Raw genomic sequence first — 17,639 nt, forward strand, 5'->3', positions numbered from 1 at the left:
CTGTTGCGCCGCCTGTCACGCGCCCGTCTGCCGGCAAAAGTTCTGCATCGCGGCCTCAGCTTCAGGGATGGCGTCGGGCGTTCCGACGGTCAACCACTGGCCGGCCATCGGCATGCCGAACAGCGTTCCCCTGTCGATCGCCTCGTCAAAACACAGGTTCAACGAGAATTTTTGCGGACGATCACCCTGCAGACATCTCGGGTCGAGGATCAGCGCCCCCGCATAGATGACGGCATCTGCGCTTCGGCTGCGCGCCAGGCGACCGTCCTGGTCGACTGAGAAATCACCGGCGCCATCATGGCCGGTGGCTTGCTGCGGGCGCGCCGTCATCAACAGCATCTCCATCCGCTCTCGATCGAAGGCGGTCATCAAGCGATCGAGATTCGTCCGGGCCGCAGCCGGATCCTCCAGCCAGAAGGTGTCGGCGTTAAGCACGAGAAACGGGTCTGAGCCCAGCTGCGGCAGCGCGTGGCGCAGGCCACCGCCGGAGTCGAGCAAAGCTTCACGCTCGTCGGATATGCCAACGTCAAAGCCGCTTTGTTTCAACCAGGTTTCGAGCTGGTCGGCCCGGTAGTGCACATTGGCGACGATATTGTCGATGCCCGCGGCACGAGCCGCCTCCAGAGAATAGGCGATCAAGGGCCGGCCACCGACGGGCACCAGAGGTTTGGGCAGGGTTTCGGTAATCGGCCGCAAACGGGTCCCCAGTCCGGCAGCAAGGATCATCGCTGATCGGATGGTCATGACATGCTTCTGCCTTTCATCGTTCACCGGTGAGGATTCCAGCGCGGTCGCACCAGAAACGCAAGGGGGCGAGAACGGGCGCCGCCAGAAGCGCGGCGAGATAGGTTTCGATGCGCGGCAAATGACGGAGATAATGGGGTTTGCCGTCGCGGCGGTCGAGACGAACGAAGATTCCAAGGATCTTCGCGGCGCGCTGGGCCGCCATGATCGCATAGTCACGGCGAAAGCGCTCGGCATCGAAGTTGCGGTTGCTGCGCAAGCGCGCCGCCTCGTAGCGCCGGAGCAGGTTTTCGCACAGAGCTGGCGGCACGGTGACGCGGGCATCCTGGACAAGGGAGGCCACATCATAGGCGGCCGGTCCGATGACCGCATCCTGAAAATCGATGATGCCGATCTTCTGCAGACCTTGCGCCTGCGGCCGCCAGATCAGATTGGGCGAATGGTAATCGCGCAGCACAAGCGCTTTCGGGGCGGCCGCGAGCTCAGCAAACAGCCCCTGCCATGCGGAAAGGTATTCGGCGCGCAGCGCATCATCGTCAGCGCCCTTACCGCGCGCGGGAAGATACCAGTCGACAAGCAGCTCGACCTCGATCTGCATGGCGCGGGGGTCGTAGGCCGGCACGGCGTGCGGCGGGCCTTGAGAAAGGGCAATGCGGCCGGGCGCCGGCAGCTCATGCAGGGCAGCGAGCACATCGATCGCGTGGGCGTAGCGCTCGGGGTCGGGGGTGCCATCGGCCTCAAGCAGCGTGGCGTTGCCCAAATCTTCGACCAGCAGAAAACCCGCATCGAGATCGGCCGCCGGGATCTCCGGTGCGGCGAAACCGTGGTCTCGCAGCCAACTGCCGATCGCGACGAACGGGCGGACATCTTCGGCCAGATGGGCAAGGCTCGAATAGGGCAGTCCGTCACGCAGCGGCGGGCCGTCCGGTCTGCGCGGCGCATTCATCAAGATCAACGGGTTGTCCGATCCCACACGCTCATAGCTGCGCGCGGAGGCGTCTCCCTGCAGAAAGCGGCGTTCGGCGCCAGGATAGCCGCTGTTGTCGAGAAAGATGCGCGCGGCACGCGAACGGGCGAGGCGGGCAGCGAAATCGGCCGGGGCGGAAATCGTGATGTCGCGGCTTTCGCCCGTCCCGGACAGCACCAGAGTCACCGCATCAATCGGCATGCGATCTGCCGCACGTTGCGGCCATTCAACCAGCACGGCGCCGTTGTCCAGGGATTCTTCGAAGCCAAGTTCGTCGAGTTCGTCGGACCCGTTGAGGCGATAGAGATCGAAGTGGCTGACCGGCACGCGCAGGTCATCATAGGTCTGCACAAGCGTGAAGGTCGGGCTTGGCACGTCCAGATGCGGGTCATCGGCGAGCGCGCGCAAGATGGCGCGCGCCAGGGTTGACTTGCCGGCGCCGAGATCACCGTGGAGCGCCAGACAATCGCCGCGGGCCATCGCCAGCGCGATGTCCTCGCCAAGCCTTTCGGTTGCGGCGAGATCGGCGAGGTGGATGTGTATGTCGCCGGTCGTCACGCCGTCCTATTCCGCAGCGGTACGGCCGCGCAAGGGCTGGCTCGGGAAGCGGCAGATCACCATGGTTCCGCCGCCCGGGCGGTCCTCGACACGCACCGTGCCATGATGGAGGCCCACGAAACTTTCGACAATCGACAGGCCGAGGCCGGCACCGCCCTTGCCGCCGGGCCGGACGCCGGTGGCAAAACGCGAGAAGACGCTTTCCTGCAATTCCGCGGGAATACCGGGGCCACGGTCCGCGATGATAAAAACCGTATCGGCATCTTCCTGCCGGCAGGTGAGTTCGATGGCCGAACCTTCCGGCGCATAGCTGGCGGCATTCATCATCAGTTTGAACAGAATCTGCTTGAGGCGCTGGTGGTCGGCGATGATTTCCTCGGGTGCAGCGGAAGCGTCGATCTCAACGCGCAGTTCGTTCTCCTTCAGGCGACTGCCAATCTGTTCGCTGGCCTCTGCGAGCAGCTGAGAAACGTCCACCGTATCGAGATCAAGCTGCATGATGCCCGCATCGACCGTGGCGAGATCGAGGATATCATTGACGATGGTCAGCAGCACTGCCGATGAAGCCGAGATGTGGTCGATGTATTCGCGCTGCCGGTCGTTGAGGTCGCCGGTCCCCGGGGTCAGCAACAGATCGGCAAAGCCGATGATGTTGGTCAGCGGTGAGCGCAGTTCGTAGGAGACATGCTGCACGAAGTCGTTCTTCAGAGCGTCGGCCTTGCGCAATGCTTCGTTCTTCTCGGTCAGCATGCGTGCTGCCCCGACGCTGTCGGTGACGTTGACGAAGGCGATCATCGTCTGGGCGTTGGGCAAAGGCACCACGGCATAATCGAGAATGAGGCCGGTCGTCAGTTCGATACGGCCATCGCGGGTCAGACGGTCCTCGTCAAAGCCGGTAATGGCCGAGAGAAACAACGGCCATCCCTCCGGCGCGTCATGGGAAGGCTGGCAAAGCCGGGCGATCTCGCGGATATGCGTGCCGGGGCGGGTTTCCTCTTCGCTCAGGCCCCAGAGCGCTCTGAAGGCGGTGTTGGACAGCTTGATCTTGCCATCCGGTCCGAAAACGCAGACGCCTTCGGCGAGATTGTCGATGGTTTCTCCCTGGACGCGCACCAGCGTATTGTAGCGGGTCTCGAGATCCATCTTCTCCGTAAGGTTTTCGAATATCCAGGTGGCGCCGCCGCGCGGATGGGCGTTGGCGATGACGTTCAATGTCTGTCCGTCCGGCAGGTGCCACAATTGCGGTTCGGTATCGACCGCACGGTAGACGGTCAGCACTTCTTCTTTCCAGTCGCGCCATGAGTGAGGCTCGGGCACCTTGCCTTCGCTGCGCAGTTTTTCGAGAAATTCACCGTTGTCCGGGCGCCGTTCGAGAAATCCCAGATCGAGATCCCACAATTGCTGAAAGGCATGGTTGAAAAACTGCAGGCGCTGATCGCGGTCGAAAATCGCCACCGGCGTCGCAAGCTGATCGAGCATTTCCGAATGGCTGTTGAGCGTGCGGTTGAGCTCCTCGCGAACATCCTCGATGTCGGAGACGTCGTATGCCAAACCGGCCTGGCCAGCCGGCGTCTTGACATCCGCGACCTCCATGAACCGGCGATGCCCCCGAATGACCGTGGAGACCCTTTCCAAGAAAGGACGCTCCGGCGTCAGCGTCATCTTGATGCGTTCGCGGGCCGCGCTGCCAAGAAGTTCGAGCTTGCCTTCAATCGCCTGCTGCCGGTCGCCGACCTCGACGGCTTCCGCATAAGCGGCATTCACCCAGGTGATCTCGCCGGCCGGATCACGCAACCAGACGGGCATGTCGATGACATCCAGCAGGTTTTGCAGCAGGTCAAGAGAAGCGTTCAGCCGCGTGTTCTCGGCCTGGAGACCGGCCAGTTCGGCGCGCAGATTGGAAAGCGCCACGAAGCGGACAAAGGCGCGCCCGCCGGCCACCCTCCCCTGGGCCTCGAGAACGCGCCCCTGGCGTGTCTCGAGAGTCATTTCGAACTGCTCTGCCTGTGACCGCAGACGGTCTATGGCCTCATCGAGTTTGCGCGCCGAGGCCAGTTGCAGCCAGCCCTCGAAAGCCATGAATTCGCGATCGCCGTCCGGGGCACCCAGTTCCGAGGGCAGCGAGCCGAGGATCTCCGCCGGCACACCGACACCCTCCCAGACGACGATGCGGCGGTTGCGATCGATGATCAGGGACTGATAGCGGGCAGCGCGGGCGGTGGCATCGGCAAGCGAGACGCGCAGAGCCCGGTTCTCGAGATCGATCTTGCCACGTTCCCGAATGAGCCAGATTGCCGAAATCATCGCGGCCGACACGGCGCCGATGACCATCGCGAAATTGATCACGTCGAAGGAGGACAGCGTGTCGGCGATGGCGTCAACGGCTGGTTCCGCGGCGACAGGCTCTGCGGCGGCGCGCAGCGGCGATGCGAGGAACGGGGTGAGCGCAAGAATGGAAATCGACGCAGCAAGCCGGCGGCACAAACGGTGATAATGTCCAAGCCGACTTGCGCCACTTCCTCTATCGGCAAGCTTGCGATGCGGGAGTTGCGAGACTTTCGACTCCCCTCGCTCTTTCGGCGCCGACCTGTCTGCCGCGCCCGCCTGGTTCTGCACCACCATTCGCCTGTCCCCTGGCTGCCGCCTACCGCCCGCGCAGGGCGGCGAACCTGTACCGGGTCCGGCCACACCTCCCACTACAGGACATCTCGCTGCACGGTCGCCATGTTCGATCCGGGCGCCGTGTCCGGCCCACCCGGCCGAAGCGCTGCTCCGCGTTGCGAATCAATGCTGAAAAACATACCGGTTTGTCGAATCACGGTGAAGGGCGGCAGCGCCAAAAAGAAAACCGGCCCCTCATGTCAAGGGGCCGGCATCAATATCTTGTGGTTTGCGTCGCTGTGCTTAATAGCGGTAGTGTTCCGGCTTGTACGGCCCTTGTGGCGTTACGCCAATATAGGCGGCTTGTTGTTCGCTGAGCTCGGTCAAGCGGACGCCGAGCTTGTCGAGGTGCAGGCGAGCGACATGCTCATCAAGATGCTTCGGCAGAACATAGACCTGGTTGCCGTACTGGTCGCCCTTGGTGAAGAGCTCGATCTGGGCCAGCACCTGATTGGTGAAGGAGGCGCTCATCACGAATGAAGGATGACCGGTGGCATTGCCGAGATTGAGCAGCCGGCCTTCCGAGAGCAGGATGATGCGATTGCCGCCCGGAAACTCGATCATATCCACCTGGGGCTTGATGTTGTCCCATTTGAAATTGCGCAGGCCGGTGATTTCGATCTCATTGTCGAAATGACCGATATTGCCGACGATCGCCATGTCTTTCATGGCACGCATATGGTCGAGCCGGATGACATCCTTGTTGCCGGTGGTGGTGATGAAGATGTCTGCGCTGTCGACGACATCCTCAAGACGGACCACCTCAAATCCATCCATCGCCGCCTGCAATGCGCAGATCGGATCGACCTCGGTCACCTTGACACGGGCACCGGCGCCCGACAGCGATGCGGCAGACCCCTTGCCGACATCGCCATAGCCGCACACAACCGCCACCTTGCCGGCCAACATCACGTCGGTGGCGCGGCGGATGCCGTCGACCAGCGATTCCTTGCAGCCATACTTGTTGTCGAATTTCGACTTGGTCACGGAATCGTTGACGTTGATGGCGGGGAAAGGCAACAGGCCGGCTCGCTGCAGCTGGTACAGGCGGTTGACGCCGGTGGTGGTCTCCTCGGTGACGCCCTTCAAGGCATCGCGCTGACGGATGAAGAAGCCGGGTGACGCTTCAAGGCGCTTCTTGATCTGCGCAAAGAGGATTTCCTCTTCCTCACTGCCCGGATTGGACAATACATCCTCTCCGGACTCGGCGCGGGCGCCAAGCAGGATATACATGGTGGCGTCACCGCCATCATCCAGGATCATGTTGGATGGCTGACCGTCCGGCCACTGGAAGATCTGGTCCGTATAGCTCCAGTACTCCTCAAGCGTCTCGCCCTTGACCGCGAAAACGGGAACGCCGGTAGCGGCGATGGCGGCAGCAGCATGGTCCTGGGTGGAGAAAATGTTGCAGGACGCCCAGCGCACCTCGGCGCCGAGCGCCACCAGCGTTTCAATCAGCACCGCTGTCTGGATCGTCATATGCAGCGAGCCGGTGATGCGCGCGCCTTTCAGGGGCTGACTGTCACCAAATTCCTGCCGGCAGGCCATCAGGCCCGGCATTTCGGTTTCGGCGACGATGATTTCCTTACGGCCATAAGCGGCAAGGCCAATATCGGCAACCTTGTGATCTTCTGTAGGGGCCATGAAGTTCTCCGGCACTGGGATCGCCCGCGCGGTCCATCCGGCGCGGGATTGTGGCCGTGCCTTAGCAGGTTTCGCCAGGGGTGACAATGCCCACATAAAGATGTCTTTATGTGTTGATGCCCCTTCTAAGCGGCCTTCTGCGCCGCTTGATTGCGGGCCATCTGGAAGCTCAGGCCTCCTCGCCGAAACGGGAAGCGACGAGTTCATCGAGGGCGGTGAGAACTTCCTCGGCCTGTCGGCCAGAGGCTTCGACGATAATGGTCGATCCGGGTGAGGCGGCGAGTAGCATCAGTCCCATGATGGAGGTGCCGCCGACGGTGGTCCCATCGCGGGAGACGCGCACTTCGGCCTGAAAGGTCTCGGCAATCTGCACAAAGCGGGCCGAGGCGCGGGCATGCAGGCCGCGCTTGTTGACGATTGCCATTTCGCGCTTTTTCACCGCGGTCATTTTCCCGTCAGCAAGCTACTGGCAACGTTGATGTATTTGCGGCCGGCCTCCTGGGCCTCGTGAAGGGCGCGCCGCATGTCGTTGGCGGTCCGGATGCCGGCCAGCTTGATCAACATCGGCAGATTGACCCCTGCGATGACTTCAACGCGGCCGTCATCCATCACCGAGATCGACAGATTGGATGGAGTGCCACCGAACATGTCGGTGAGAATGATCACTCCGTGGCCGTCCTCGGCACGCGAGACCGCTTCGACAATATCGAGCCGACGCTGATCCATGTCGTCTTCGGGCCCGATGCATACGGTTTCAAACCCCGTCTGCGGACCGACCACATGTTCCAGCGCGTGCCGGAACTCCTCAGCCAGCTTGCCGTGGGTGACAAGCACCAGACCGATCATTTCGCCTCCAATCGCGTTTCCGCTTTTTCACGCCGCTCCAGGCCGATCTTCGGTCGCAACAACCGCGGAGGGCGTATCGGGGCGCCATCTTGGCGCGCTTGCTGCGATTATCAAGCCAAAATGTCATCAGATTGTCTTTTTTCAGGGCACTCGCAGAGCAGCCGCGAGAGGCCGCTTCAGAGCCGAGGGACAACGCCGGCGATGGAAAGCACCTCGAGGGGATCAATGCGGGCGGCATAATCAATCCTGAGAAGCGGCAGCACTCGGTCGCCGAGCGATACGGTCTCATCCTCTGGCGGCAAGCGCCCCTCGCCGACCGGCTGTCCCGGGGCGATCACCGCAGTCAGCCGAGCCCGAGATTGGCAGGACATGGAGAATATGCCGGTGCCCCTGATTTCGGCGCGGCCGGCGATCGGCTGCGGGCAGCTGGCGAGGACCCGGCCGGCGACCATCGACACGATCACGCCGTCATCGGCGATGAGCGCCGCATGCCAGCCGCGACTGCGCGCGCCGGCGAGGCAGCGCAGAGCCAGCGACGTCTTGCCGGCGCCGGATGGACCGCAAATCAACAGCCCGCTCTCTCCCACACTTATAGCCGTGGCATGAATGGTGGTCGGAAGATCGCTTCCCGGCGGCACGATGATGGGTGAATGCTGAGCTGTCACGGATCGGCCGCCGGAAGTTCGACCACGAAGCGGGCACCGGCCCAACGATTTGCCGCCGCAACGGGTGCGCCGGCTTTGGGCGACCCCTTCGGCAGCGACCGGGGGATGTTCTCGGCGTAAAGGCGTCCGCCATGCGCCTCGATGATCTGGCGACTGATCGATAGCCCAAGTCCGGAATTCTGGCCGAACTCTTCACCGTCGGGGCGATCGGTGTAGAAGCGCTCGAACACCCGCTCGATGTTCTCGGCTCGAATACCCGGGCCGTTGTCCTCGACTGTAATGACCACCTTGCCGCGACTGCGGCGCAAGCTCACGAGAATGCGGCCATTTTCGGTGGGCACGAAGGAGCGCGCATTCTCGATCAGGTTGGTGATCACCTGTCCAAGCCGAAGATCATGACCGTACACCCGGAAGGAACCCCTGGCACCGGATTTGGGCTCCGGGCGGGCAGGGGACAGCTCATCGGTACGACCATCGATATGCAGTTCGATGGTGGCCTCGCGGCCACGCGAGGCGCCGACCTGGCGGGCAATGGAAACGAGGTCGGCCAGCAGGTTGCGCATGTCCACCGCGGCACTGTCCTGACGGGCGAGTTCCGCATCAAGGCGTGACGCATCAGAAATGTCGCTGATCAGACGGTCCATGCGGCGCACATCATGTTCGATGACGTCAAGCAGGCGCTTTTGCGATTCAGCGGTGCGCGCGACCGGGAGGGTTTCGACGGCGCTGCGCAAAGATGTCAGCGGGTTTTTCAGCTCGTGACTGACATCGGCGGCGAAACTCTCGATGGCATCAATGCGATCATACAGCGCGTTTGTCATGTCGCGCAGCGCCACCGAGAGATTGCCGATTTCATCCTGCCGCTCGGAGAAGTCGGGGATCTCCTCGCGCACTCGGGCGCCGCGCCGAACCCGCACCGCAGCCGCTGCCAGACGGCGCAACGGCGTTGCAATGGTGCTTGCCAGGAGCAGTGACAGGACGATGTTGACGGTGGCCGCGATGCCGAAGACGCGGAAGATGGCCATGCGCTCGGCATGGACGATCTTGTCGATGTCGCCGGCACGGGTGGACAGCAGAAGGACGCCCAGCACAGCGCGGAAGCGCTGGATCGGCACGGCCACGGAAACGATCAGTTCGCCCTTTTCGTTGACCCGAACGACTGCCCCCCGGCTTCCGGTCAGCGCATTCATCACTTCGGGATAAATCGATCCGTCCGCTCCCGGCGGTTCACGGTAGAGCGGCAGATCGCGGCGCTGAAACAGACGGTTGATCCATGCCGAAAGGCGATCGCCAAGGCTGCGCGATTGCTGCGGCGTCGTCGGCGGCAACTCGAAGCGCAGCACCTGACCGCTGGAATAGAGAAAGCGCGAATCAAGCAGCAGACTGGCATCCTCGTCATAGATGCGGGCCCGCGTTCGGGTCGGAGAGATCAGGCGGCGCAGAACCGGCGCGACGCGCTCGGGATTGATCGGGAAATCCAAATCGTTGCTGGTCGGCGTGATCGTCTGCCCGGCCTGCAATTCAAGCAGTTTCTGCGGATCGATGGTGATGGAGTTGGTATCGACCGAGGCCGAGGCGGCCATCGCGCCGGCGATAATCTCGCCTTGGGTCAGAAGACTTTCGACACGCGCATCGATCAGGCCCTCGCGGAACTGGTTGAGGTAGAGAATTCCGGAGACGAGGACGAAAAGCGCCAGCAGGTTGAGCGACAGGATACGCCGCGTCAGACTGGAAAAGAGGACGTGACCGAAGATTCGGCGAATCATCGTTACCGGGCGGGTCAGGCCGTGCGAGCGGCCGGCGGCGACGCCGGCGCCATTGCGCCGCCCGTCTCGGTTGGCGCCGGTCTCGTCGGTGTCAGCGGTCATCGCGGCATTCCCATGAGCACCCACCCGGTCCGCGCCGGCTTGTGGCCGGAAAGCACCGCATCGACAGTCGCCGGGCCTGGCCGCAAGACAGTGTCCTCTCGTCGATCAACAGCGTGGATTGCGCTTTCGTCAGCCCATCTCCCTGAAGCGATAGCCCACGCCGTAAAGCGTTTCGATCATATCGAAGTCATTGTCGACGAGCTTGAATTTCTTGCGCAGGCGCTTGATGTGGCTGTCGATGGTGCGATCGTCGACATAGACCTGTTCGTCATAGGCCGCATCCATCAGGGCATCACGGCTCTTGACGACACCAGGGCGCTGGGCCAGGGACTGCAAAATGAGAAACTCCGTGACCGTCAACGTCACCGGCTGCTCTTTCCAGGTGCAGGTGTGGCGCTCCTGATCCATGACAAGGCTGCCGCGCTCGAGAGTCTTTGACGGCGACGAGGGGGCACGCCCCTGGGCGGCGCTCTCCCTGTTTGCGGCGCGGCGCAACACCGCCTTGACCCGTTCGACGAGAAGCCTTTGGGAAAACGGCTTGGTGATGAAGTCGTCGGCTCCCATCTTCAGGCCGAAGAGTTCATCGATCTCCTCATCTTTCGAAGTCAGGAAGATCACCGGGATATCCGATTTCTGGCGCAAGCGGCGCAACAGTTCCATGCCATCCATGCGTGGCATCTTGATATCGAAGATCGCCAATTGCGGTGGACGCGCCGAGAGGCCATCGAGCGCGGAAGCACCATCGGTGTAGGTTTCGACGCGATATCCCTCGGCTTCCAAGGCAATGGAGACCGACGTCAGGATATTGCGGTCGTCATCGACGAGCGCGATGGTTTGCATAAAAGTACTCCGTCATTCTTGCGGCCCTTACATGCCGGGCCGTCCTGCTTTTTCGGCTCATCCTGCTTTTGACCGCTGTCGCCGGCGGGTCACGTTTCGCTCGGCCTCAAAGGAACCTCCAAGCAAGCGACCGAAGCGCGTTTGATCGCGGGCAGGGCCGATCGTGACACTGTCCCTGAGGGTAAACTGAGAACAAAATGTGGCACAGATTTACCTAGGTGTCATTCCGCGGAAGACCAGATGTCCAACCGGAAAAGTGATTTAAACCGATTGAAACCTAACTAAACTTTTTTAAATCGATTAATAGTCTGATTTCATTAGGTATTCCAATGATTGCTTGTTGTTTTTGCGGGCGAGCAACTGTACAGAATTCCGCGGTTTTAAATTTGGCCCGCCCGGGACTCTGACCTGTCCGAGGTCTCCCGCCCCGACCTTCTGCCCTGCAGCGGGAGGGCCGCATGCAAAGGATGGCACATGTTCGACGAGCTCGGAATACGCAATCGCGCCGCGGGCATCGCCCTCGCCGGCCTGCAGGACGCCGGTACGGTACGCTACAATCTGCGCGCGGCTGAACTGGTCGAGCATGCCATTGCGCAGGGAGAAGCGCAGCTGACGGCGCACGGCGCCTTGCGTGCCCTGACCGGACAGCACACCGGCCGTTCGCCAAAGGACAAGTTCGTGGTCCGCGACGCCACCACCGAGGACAGCGTGTGGTGGGACAACAACCAGCCGATGGATCCGGAAGCATTTGAGCGTCTGCACGCCGACATGCTGGCCCATGCGAAGGGCATGGACCTTTACGTTCAGGACCTTGTTGGTGGCGCTGACGAGGCGCATGCGCTCAAATCGCGCGTTATCACCGAATTCGCCTGGCACTCGCTGTTTATCCGCAACCTGTTGATCCGGCCGGACGCCGCCGATCTGGAAAGCTATGTGCCGGAACTGACGATCATCGATCTGCCAAGCTTTGCCGCCGATCCGGCACGGCACGGCTGCCGGTCCGAAACGGTCATCGCAGTGAATTTCGATCGGCGCATCGTGCTGATCGGCGGCACCTCCTATGCCGGTGAAATGAAGAAATCGGTGTTCACCGTGCTCAACTACCTGCTGCCGGAGAAAAACGTCATGCCCATGCATTGCTCGGCGAATGTCGGCGATGATGGCGATGCGGCCGTGTTCTTCGGCCTGTCGGGGACCGGCAAGACGACGCTCTCGGCCGATCCGAAGCGGACCCTGATCGGCGATGACGAACATGGCTGGGGCCCTGATGGCATCTTCAATTTCGAAGGCGGCTGCTATGCCAAGACCATACGGCTGTCACGCCAGGCGGAACCGGAGATCTACAGCACCACCGAACGCTTCGGCACGGTATTGGAGAATGTGGTGCTCGATGACAATCGCGTGCCGGACTTTGATGACGGGTCGCTGACCGAAAACACACGCTGCGCCTATCCGCTGCATTTCATCGCCAATGCCAGCGATGACGGCCGCGCCGGCCATCCAAAGAACATCATCATGCTGACGGCCGATGCCTTCGGGGTCATGCCCCCGATCGCCAAGCTGACGCCGGAACAGGCCATGTATCACTTCCTCTCCGGTTACACCGCCAAGGTTGCCGGCACGGAGAAGGGCGTGATCGAGCCGGAGGCGACCTTCTCCACCTGCTTCGGGGCACCTTTCATGCCGCGCCACCCTTCGGAATACGGCAATCTGCTGCGTGACCTGATCGCTGAGCACAATGTCGACTGCTGGCTGGTCAATACCGGCTGGACCGGCGGCGCCTACGGCGTCGGCGAGCGCATGCCGATCAAGGCGACACGCACGCTTCTGGGCGCGGCGCTGGACGGGTCACTGAATGCGGCCGAGCTGCGCACCGATCCGAATTTCGGCTTTCAGGTGCCGCTGGCAGTCAGCGGCGTTGATGCGGCCATACTCGACCCACGCTCCACCTGGGCGGACAAGCAGGCATATGACGCCATGGCGAGCCGGCTTGTCAGCATGTTCACGGATAATTTCGCCCGCTTCGAAGCGCATGTCGACGGATCCGTGCGCGATGCAGCGCCGGGCTTACGCGCGGCAGCCGAGTAAGCAAGCAAGCACCAACACCACGACCAGACCGCCATGGGCCCTGCCGTCCCGTGGCGGTTTGGCAATTGCGGTTGCGGTCGTCAGCGCTCCGGCCTGGCCGGGGCGGCTCACAAATCCCCGAGAAACTTCTGCCATCTCGAATTGCCGGTCACCGGTGCGCATATGCTAGGAAAACAGCGAACGACGAGAATGAGGGTATCATGTCGCAAGGCGCACTCTACGCGGCACGCAACATCGTCATTGCCGGCTGGGAGCTGAAGGAGAACTTCATCCACTCGGCAGGGCCTGGCGGGCAGAACGTCAACAAGGTGGCGACGGCCGTGCAGCTGCAATTCGACATTCGCCAGTCCCCGAGCCTGCCGGAACGGGTCAAATCACGGTTGATCCGATTCGGCGGCAGCCGCGTCTCGAAGGAGGGCGTGCTGATGATCGAGGCGCGACGCCACCGGACGCAGGAACGCAATCGCGCCGATGCGAGGGACCGGCTCACCGAACTGATAGATGCCGCCTCGGAGCCGCCGCCACCGCCGCGGCGCAAGACACGGCCAAGCCGCGGCGCCGTCGAACGGCGATTGAAATCAAAGTCGATTCGTGCCGATATCAAGAAAGGCCGCGGCCGCATCAAGAAAGATGACTAGGGTCAGGACCACGACGGGACTGCTCGGCCGCACCGACGTCGGAATACTGCGCGAGGGATCGCCGATGGCAGGGGAAGGCGTAGCGTCATGATGGTTCTCCCCAGGGGCGTGCGGCATATTCCCGGTCATCTTGACCGCGACAGTCAGAAGGCTCTGGTCGAGGACATTCGCGCCGTGGTCGAGGCCGCGCCGCTGTTTCAGCCGATCATGCCGCGGTCAGGCCGGCCCTTCTCTGTAAAGATGACCAATTGCGGGCCGCTTGGCTGGGTGGCAGATCGCAAGGGATATCGCTACCAGCCGCATCATCCGGTGACTGGCCGCCCATGGCCGCCCATGCCGGGGCGGCTGATGGCGCTGTGGGCAGAGCTCTCTGGCCATGACCAGCCGCCCGAGGCCTGCCTTGTCAATTTCTATCGCGACACCGCGCGCATGGGTCTGCATCAGGACAAGGACGAATCGGACCTTGGCGCTCCGGTTCTGTCTGTTTCGTTGGGGGATTCCTGCCTGTTCCGGGTTGGCCAGGTGGCGGGACCGTCACCTTCGAAATCATTCCGCCTCGATAGCGGCGACATTGTTGTGCTCGGCGGCGAAAGCAGGCTGGTCTATCACGGCGTCGATCGGATCTATCCGGATACCTCGACGCTTCTCAAGCACGGCGGACGCATCAATCTGACGCTGCGCCGGGTGAACGCGTCGGATTAATCTCGGCGCCTGCCTGCCTTAACGTGCCGGAACAAGCGGCCCGGCCAGCGGGACTGAAAGCCGGTCGCTTTTCATGGCCATTATCCGGCGGACGGCCAGTACGGTGATCAGGGCAAGGGGAATGCTTGCCAGAGCGTCGATGAAATAATGGTTGGCGTTCGACACCGTCGCCAACGCCATGGCAAGATTGACGATGAAAAACGGATAGCGCAGCAGGCGATAGGGCCATGTGGCCCAGATGGCCAGATAAGCGACGCCGGCATGCACCGAGGGGAAGGTGAGGATGCCGGAGACGGAACCGAGTTCGATGTGAAAGCTGTCGCTGGCGCGCACCGCTACGAAATGGTCGAAGAACTCGAAGGCAAAGACGGTGTTGAGATTGGCAAATTCGCTGCCGTCATACCCATAGTAAAGATAGGTTCCGTGGGCCGGAAACCAGATGGCGATCGCGGCTGCGATGAGCGTGAACAGGGCATAGGCGATGATGAAGGCATGCGCCCGGCGCGAATCGCGGAACAGCAGGAGAAGCAACAACGGCACGATGAGCAGCTGGATCGTGAAAGAACTGTAGGCCAGGGTGAACGCGTCAGCCAGCCAGGGAAGTCCGTCAACAAATCGGATATAGGCCAGCCAGTCGAAGCCGAGGCCTGCATCGAGCGCGGCGAGAAAGTCATCCGCTAGCGGCCGGTTGAAGCTCATGGCCATGTAGTTGGCCATGATCATCGGCAAAAGCACCAGATATAGGCCGGCGAACAGGCTGGCGACCGCGGACAACAGCAGGTAGCCGCGCCGCCGCATCACCCAGCCGATGATCGCGAGTGCCGCCGAAAGAGCCAGCGCGACCGCGAAGTCGCCATAGGCAACACTCACCTTGGAAAAGCGTTGCGCGGCGAGCACGACCGCCCACAGGCCGACAAGAGCCAGATAAAAGCGGTTCTGAATGCCGTCCTGCGCAGCGTCTGACATGGAGTCCCCCGTTTCAAATACCAGTGTCGTCTTAGGGGGATTTCGTTAAAAATTATTGGATCTGTTTGCCCAGGATTTGGAAGCCGCCTGGCTTATAGCTTGCGCAGGGCGACCCGGTTAATCAGGTGATCACGGCCCTTGCGGAGGATCAAATCAGCCCGTGGGCGGGTCGGCAATATGTTGTCGTGCAGGTTTTTCAGGTTGATGTTTTCCCAAAGGCTCTCGGCAACGGCCCGGGCTGCATCAGGCTGAATTGCGGCATAGCGGTGAAAGAAGCTTTCGGGATCGCGGAAGGCGGTCTCGCGCAGGCGCATGAAGCGCTCGACATACCAATGGTGGATGTCGGCTTCCTCGGCATCGATATAGATGGCGAAATCAAAGAAATCGGAAACGAAGGGGACGATCTTGCCATCCTCGGGCAGATCGCGCACCTGCAGCACATTGATGCCTTCGAAGATCAGGATGTCGGGCCGATCGACGACCGTGAACTCGCCCGGCAATACATCATAGGTCAGGTGAGAGTAGCTGGGCGCATGCACATTTGGCCGGCCAGCCTTGATATCGGAGAGAAAGCGCAGCACGGCGCCAACGTCATAGCTTTCCGGAAAGCCCTTGCGATCCATCAGGTCTTCACGGCGCAGGACCTCGTTGGGGTAAAGAAAGCCGTCGGTGGTGACCAGATCGACCTTCGGGCTGGATGGCCAGCGTTTGAGAAGTTCGGCGAGAATGCGCGCCGTTGTCGACTTGCCGACCGCCACCGAGCCGGCGATGCCGATGATGAAGGGTGTTTTCCAGGCCTGGTCGATGTTGAGAAAGCTCTTGCGCTGGTGGAACAGCAGTTGCGAGGATTCGACATGCGCCGACAGAAGGCGCGACAATGACAAATAGATGCGCCGGATCTCGTCGAGGTCGACAGGATCGTTAAGCGAGCGCAGGCGGCGCACCTCTTCCTCGGTCAAGGTCAGCGGCGTATCGGCGCGAAATCGTGACCACTGTTCGGCGGTGAAGAAGCGGAACGGCGAGAAATCATCGTCGCGAAAGTGGTCAAGGGGTTCCATAGGCGGTTCCGAAAGCGTTGCTGCGGGCTTTACGGGCACCGGTCGGGACTGGGACATAGGGCTGAACTCTGGCGCCGGTTCCGGCACAAACTTCGGGCGCATTGGTCAAATGCGGTTGCGGGTGCGTCACTCGGACGTCCGTGCCGCCTTCTCGGCGAGGCCGCTCTGTCCGGTTCGCCTCTCCAGCTCCTGCAAGACCTCGGAGAGCGGCACATCGCTCATTCTTAGCACGACAAGCAAATGAAAGAGAAGATCGGCCGTTTCAGCAACCACAGCACCGCGCTCTCGGGAAAGCGCGGCAATCACCGTCTCGACCGCCTCTTCGCCCAGTTTCTTCGCAGCGCGTTCCATGCCGCCGGCGACCAGCTTTGCCGTCCAGGAGCTGTCGGGCGCTGCATTCGACCTGTCGGCAATGATCTGTTCGAGGTCGGCGAGGCTGAAGGATTTTGCTGCGTCAGCGTTCGAGCCGGAGGCAGGGTTCTTGTCGGCGGGCATGGGCAAGCTCCTGGGTGGCGCTCAGTCGAGACGCATCGGCAGGCCGGCGGCGGCCATATGCGCCTTGGCCTCAGCAATCGAATGGGTGCCAAAATGGAATATCGAGGCGGCAAGGACGGCGGTGGCGTGGCCGTCGCGAATGCCCTCGACCAGATGATCGAGGCTGCCAACCCCGCCGGAAGCGATCACCGGCACGCTGACGGTATCGGCCAGCGTACGGGTCAGAGCGATGTCGTAGCCGATCTTGGTGCCGTCGCGATCCATCGAGGTCAACAGGATCTCGCCGGCGCCGCGTGCCACCACCTGGCGGGCGAAGTCGATCGCATCGATGCCGGTCGGGGTACGCCCGCCATGGGTGAAAATCTCCCACCGGTCGTCATCGCTGTCCGATGCGACCTTCTTGGCATCAATGGCCACAACGATGCATTGGTTGCCGAACTTGTCAGCCGCCTCGGCGACGAAGTCCGGATTCCTGACCGCCGCGGTGTTGATCGCCACCTTATCGGCACCGGCGAGCAGCAGCTTGCGGATGTCGGCAACCGTACGAACGCCGCCACCCACGGTAAGGGGCATGAAACAGTGCTCAGCCGTGCGGGCGACGACGTCAAAGATCGTGTCGCGCTCGTCAGACGAGGCAGTGATGTCGAGAAAACACAATTCATCGGCGCCAGCGGCATCATAGGCACGAGCAGCCTCCACCGGATCACCGGCATCGACAAGATCTAGAAAATTGACGCCCTTAACGACACGACCGTCCTTGACGTCGAGGCAGGGAATGACGCGTGCTTTCAAAGTCATATGCATCCACTCCCGGCCGTGCCGTTTTTACTCCTTGCCCGTTCGCCGCGAGGGGGCGCGGCGCACGTGGCGGGACGGCCAACCTTGACGTCGAGGCAGGG

General features: G+C 61.9%; 16 protein-coding genes. 3 read left to right on the top strand and 13 right to left on the bottom strand.

The window, feature by feature from the left end; all coding sequences use genetic code 11:
- Window positions 1-15 precede the first annotated feature (15 nt).
- The 9 genes from KY465_RS17630 to KY465_RS17670 form a co-directional block, all read right to left on the bottom strand.
- Entirely contained in the window at window positions 16-744 is a 729-nt protein-coding gene (locus KY465_RS17630; protein WP_219203431.1) for a nucleotidyltransferase family protein, read from the bottom strand.
- A 16-nt stretch (window positions 745-760) separates the two neighbouring features.
- Window positions 761-2,269, bottom strand: a complete 1,509-nt coding sequence (gene tsaE, locus KY465_RS17635) for a tRNA (adenosine(37)-N6)-threonylcarbamoyltransferase complex ATPase subunit type 1 TsaE (RefSeq protein WP_219203432.1) — start codon at window positions 2,267-2,269, stop codon at window positions 761-763.
- 6 nt (window positions 2,270-2,275) lie between these two features.
- On the bottom strand, window positions 2,276-4,891 hold the full coding sequence (locus KY465_RS17640; RefSeq protein ID WP_219203433.1) for a sensor histidine kinase: 2,616 nt from the start codon (window positions 4,889-4,891) through the stop codon (window positions 2,276-2,278).
- Between the two features lie 282 nt (window positions 4,892-5,173).
- Window positions 5,174-6,574, bottom strand: coding sequence for an adenosylhomocysteinase (gene ahcY, locus KY465_RS17645; protein ID WP_219203434.1), 1,401 nt, complete (start codon window positions 6,572-6,574; stop codon window positions 5,174-5,176).
- Between the two features lie 169 nt (window positions 6,575-6,743).
- A complete protein-coding gene (locus KY465_RS17650; RefSeq protein ID WP_219203435.1) occupies window positions 6,744-7,022 on the bottom strand; it encodes an HPr family phosphocarrier protein in 279 nt (92 codons plus the stop codon).
- A complete protein-coding gene (locus KY465_RS17655; protein WP_219203436.1) occupies window positions 7,019-7,420 on the bottom strand; it encodes a PTS sugar transporter subunit IIA in 402 nt (133 codons plus the stop codon). The genes KY465_RS17650 and KY465_RS17655 overlap by 4 nt, the downstream gene beginning before the upstream one ends.
- Before the next feature lie 176 nt (window positions 7,421-7,596).
- Window positions 7,597-8,085, bottom strand: coding sequence for an HPr kinase/phosphorylase (locus KY465_RS17660; protein WP_219203437.1), 489 nt, complete (start codon window positions 8,083-8,085; stop codon window positions 7,597-7,599).
- Complete coding sequence (locus tag KY465_RS17665; RefSeq protein ID WP_219203438.1) at window positions 8,082-9,953, bottom strand: stimulus-sensing domain-containing protein; 1,872 nt, start codon at window positions 9,951-9,953, stop codon at window positions 8,082-8,084. Before KY465_RS17665 ends, KY465_RS17660 begins: the two co-directional genes overlap by 4 nt.
- 129 nt (window positions 9,954-10,082) lie before the next feature.
- Window positions 10,083-10,793, bottom strand: a complete 711-nt coding sequence (locus KY465_RS17670) for a response regulator transcription factor (RefSeq protein WP_219203439.1) — start codon at window positions 10,791-10,793, stop codon at window positions 10,083-10,085.
- Between the two features lie 474 nt (window positions 10,794-11,267).
- On the opposite strand from KY465_RS17670, the gene KY465_RS17675 reads away from it, so the two are divergent.
- The 3 genes from KY465_RS17675 (at window position 11,268) to KY465_RS17685 (ending at window position 14,221) form a co-directional block, all read left to right on the top strand.
- Window positions 11,268-12,881 (top strand): phosphoenolpyruvate carboxykinase, encoded by a 1,614-nt coding sequence (locus tag KY465_RS17675; protein WP_219203440.1) that lies wholly within the window; start codon window positions 11,268-11,270, stop codon window positions 12,879-12,881.
- Window positions 12,882-13,081: 200 nt separating this feature from the next.
- Complete coding sequence (arfB, locus tag KY465_RS17680) at window positions 13,082-13,519, top strand: alternative ribosome rescue aminoacyl-tRNA hydrolase ArfB (protein WP_219203441.1); 438 nt, start codon at window positions 13,082-13,084, stop codon at window positions 13,517-13,519.
- An 87-nt stretch (window positions 13,520-13,606) separates the two neighbouring features.
- A complete protein-coding gene (locus KY465_RS17685) occupies window positions 13,607-14,221 on the top strand; it encodes an alpha-ketoglutarate-dependent dioxygenase AlkB (RefSeq protein WP_219203442.1) in 615 nt (204 codons plus the stop codon).
- 18 nt (window positions 14,222-14,239) lie between these two features.
- Here KY465_RS17685 and KY465_RS17690 read toward each other — a convergent pair whose 3' ends face one another.
- The 4 genes from KY465_RS17690 to hisF form a co-directional block, all read right to left on the bottom strand.
- Window positions 14,240-15,187: a phosphatase PAP2 family protein gene (locus KY465_RS17690; protein ID WP_219203443.1), complete on the bottom strand. Its 948-nt coding sequence runs from the start codon at window positions 15,185-15,187 to the stop codon at window positions 14,240-14,242.
- A gap of 92 nt (window positions 15,188-15,279) precedes the next feature.
- Complete coding sequence (gene coaA, locus KY465_RS17695; protein WP_219203444.1) at window positions 15,280-16,245, bottom strand: type I pantothenate kinase; 966 nt, start codon at window positions 16,243-16,245, stop codon at window positions 15,280-15,282.
- Between the two features lie 126 nt (window positions 16,246-16,371).
- Window positions 16,372-16,740, bottom strand: a complete 369-nt coding sequence (locus KY465_RS17700) for a phosphoribosyl-ATP diphosphatase (RefSeq protein WP_219203445.1) — start codon at window positions 16,738-16,740, stop codon at window positions 16,372-16,374.
- A 21-nt stretch (window positions 16,741-16,761) separates the two neighbouring features.
- Window positions 16,762-17,538, bottom strand: a complete 777-nt coding sequence (gene hisF / locus KY465_RS17705) for an imidazole glycerol phosphate synthase subunit HisF (RefSeq protein ID WP_219203446.1) — start codon at window positions 17,536-17,538, stop codon at window positions 16,762-16,764.
- Window positions 17,539-17,639: the final 101 nt, after the last annotated feature.

This window comes from Neohoeflea coraliihabitans (assembly GCF_019334345.1).
Taxonomy (GTDB): domain Bacteria; phylum Pseudomonadota; class Alphaproteobacteria; order Rhizobiales; family Rhizobiaceae; genus Pseudohoeflea; species Pseudohoeflea coraliihabitans.

What these genes read in the sequence shown, in the direction of transcription:
- KY465_RS17630 (WP_219203431.1), bottom strand. Translation starts at nt 744, where the DNA reads ATGACCATCCGATCAGCGATGATCCTTGCTGCCGGACTGGGGACCCGT.
- KY465_RS17640 (WP_219203433.1), bottom strand. Translation starts at nt 4,891, where the DNA reads ATGGTGGTGCAGAACCAGGCGGGCGCGGCAGACAGGTCGGCGCCGAAA.
- ahcY (WP_219203434.1), bottom strand. Translation starts at nt 6,574, where the DNA reads ATGGCCCCTACAGAAGATCACAAGGTTGCCGATATTGGCCTTGCCGCT.
- KY465_RS17650 (WP_219203435.1), bottom strand. Translation starts at nt 7,022, where the DNA reads ATGACCGCGGTGAAAAAGCGCGAAATGGCAATCGTCAACAAGCGCGGC.
- KY465_RS17655 (WP_219203436.1), bottom strand. Translation starts at nt 7,420, where the DNA reads ATGATCGGTCTGGTGCTTGTCACCCACGGCAAGCTGGCTGAGGAGTTC.
- KY465_RS17665 (WP_219203438.1), bottom strand. Translation starts at nt 9,953, where the DNA reads ATGACCGCTGACACCGACGAGACCGGCGCCAACCGAGACGGGCGGCGC.
- KY465_RS17670 (WP_219203439.1), bottom strand. Translation starts at nt 10,793, where the DNA reads ATGCAAACCATCGCGCTCGTCGATGACGACCGCAATATCCTGACGTCG.
- KY465_RS17675 (WP_219203440.1), top strand. Translation starts at nt 11,268, where the DNA reads ATGTTCGACGAGCTCGGAATACGCAATCGCGCCGCGGGCATCGCCCTC.
- arfB (WP_219203441.1), top strand. Translation starts at nt 13,082, where the DNA reads ATGTCGCAAGGCGCACTCTACGCGGCACGCAACATCGTCATTGCCGGC.
- KY465_RS17685 (WP_219203442.1), top strand. Translation starts at nt 13,607, where the DNA reads ATGATGGTTCTCCCCAGGGGCGTGCGGCATATTCCCGGTCATCTTGAC.
- KY465_RS17690 (WP_219203443.1), bottom strand. Translation starts at nt 15,187, where the DNA reads ATGTCAGACGCTGCGCAGGACGGCATTCAGAACCGCTTTTATCTGGCT.
- coaA (WP_219203444.1), bottom strand. Translation starts at nt 16,245, where the DNA reads ATGGAACCCCTTGACCACTTTCGCGACGATGATTTCTCGCCGTTCCGC.
- KY465_RS17700 (WP_219203445.1), bottom strand. Translation starts at nt 16,740, where the DNA reads ATGCCCGCCGACAAGAACCCTGCCTCCGGCTCGAACGCTGACGCAGCA.
- hisF (WP_219203446.1), bottom strand. Translation starts at nt 17,538, where the DNA reads ATGACTTTGAAAGCACGCGTCATTCCCTGCCTCGACGTCAAGGACGGT.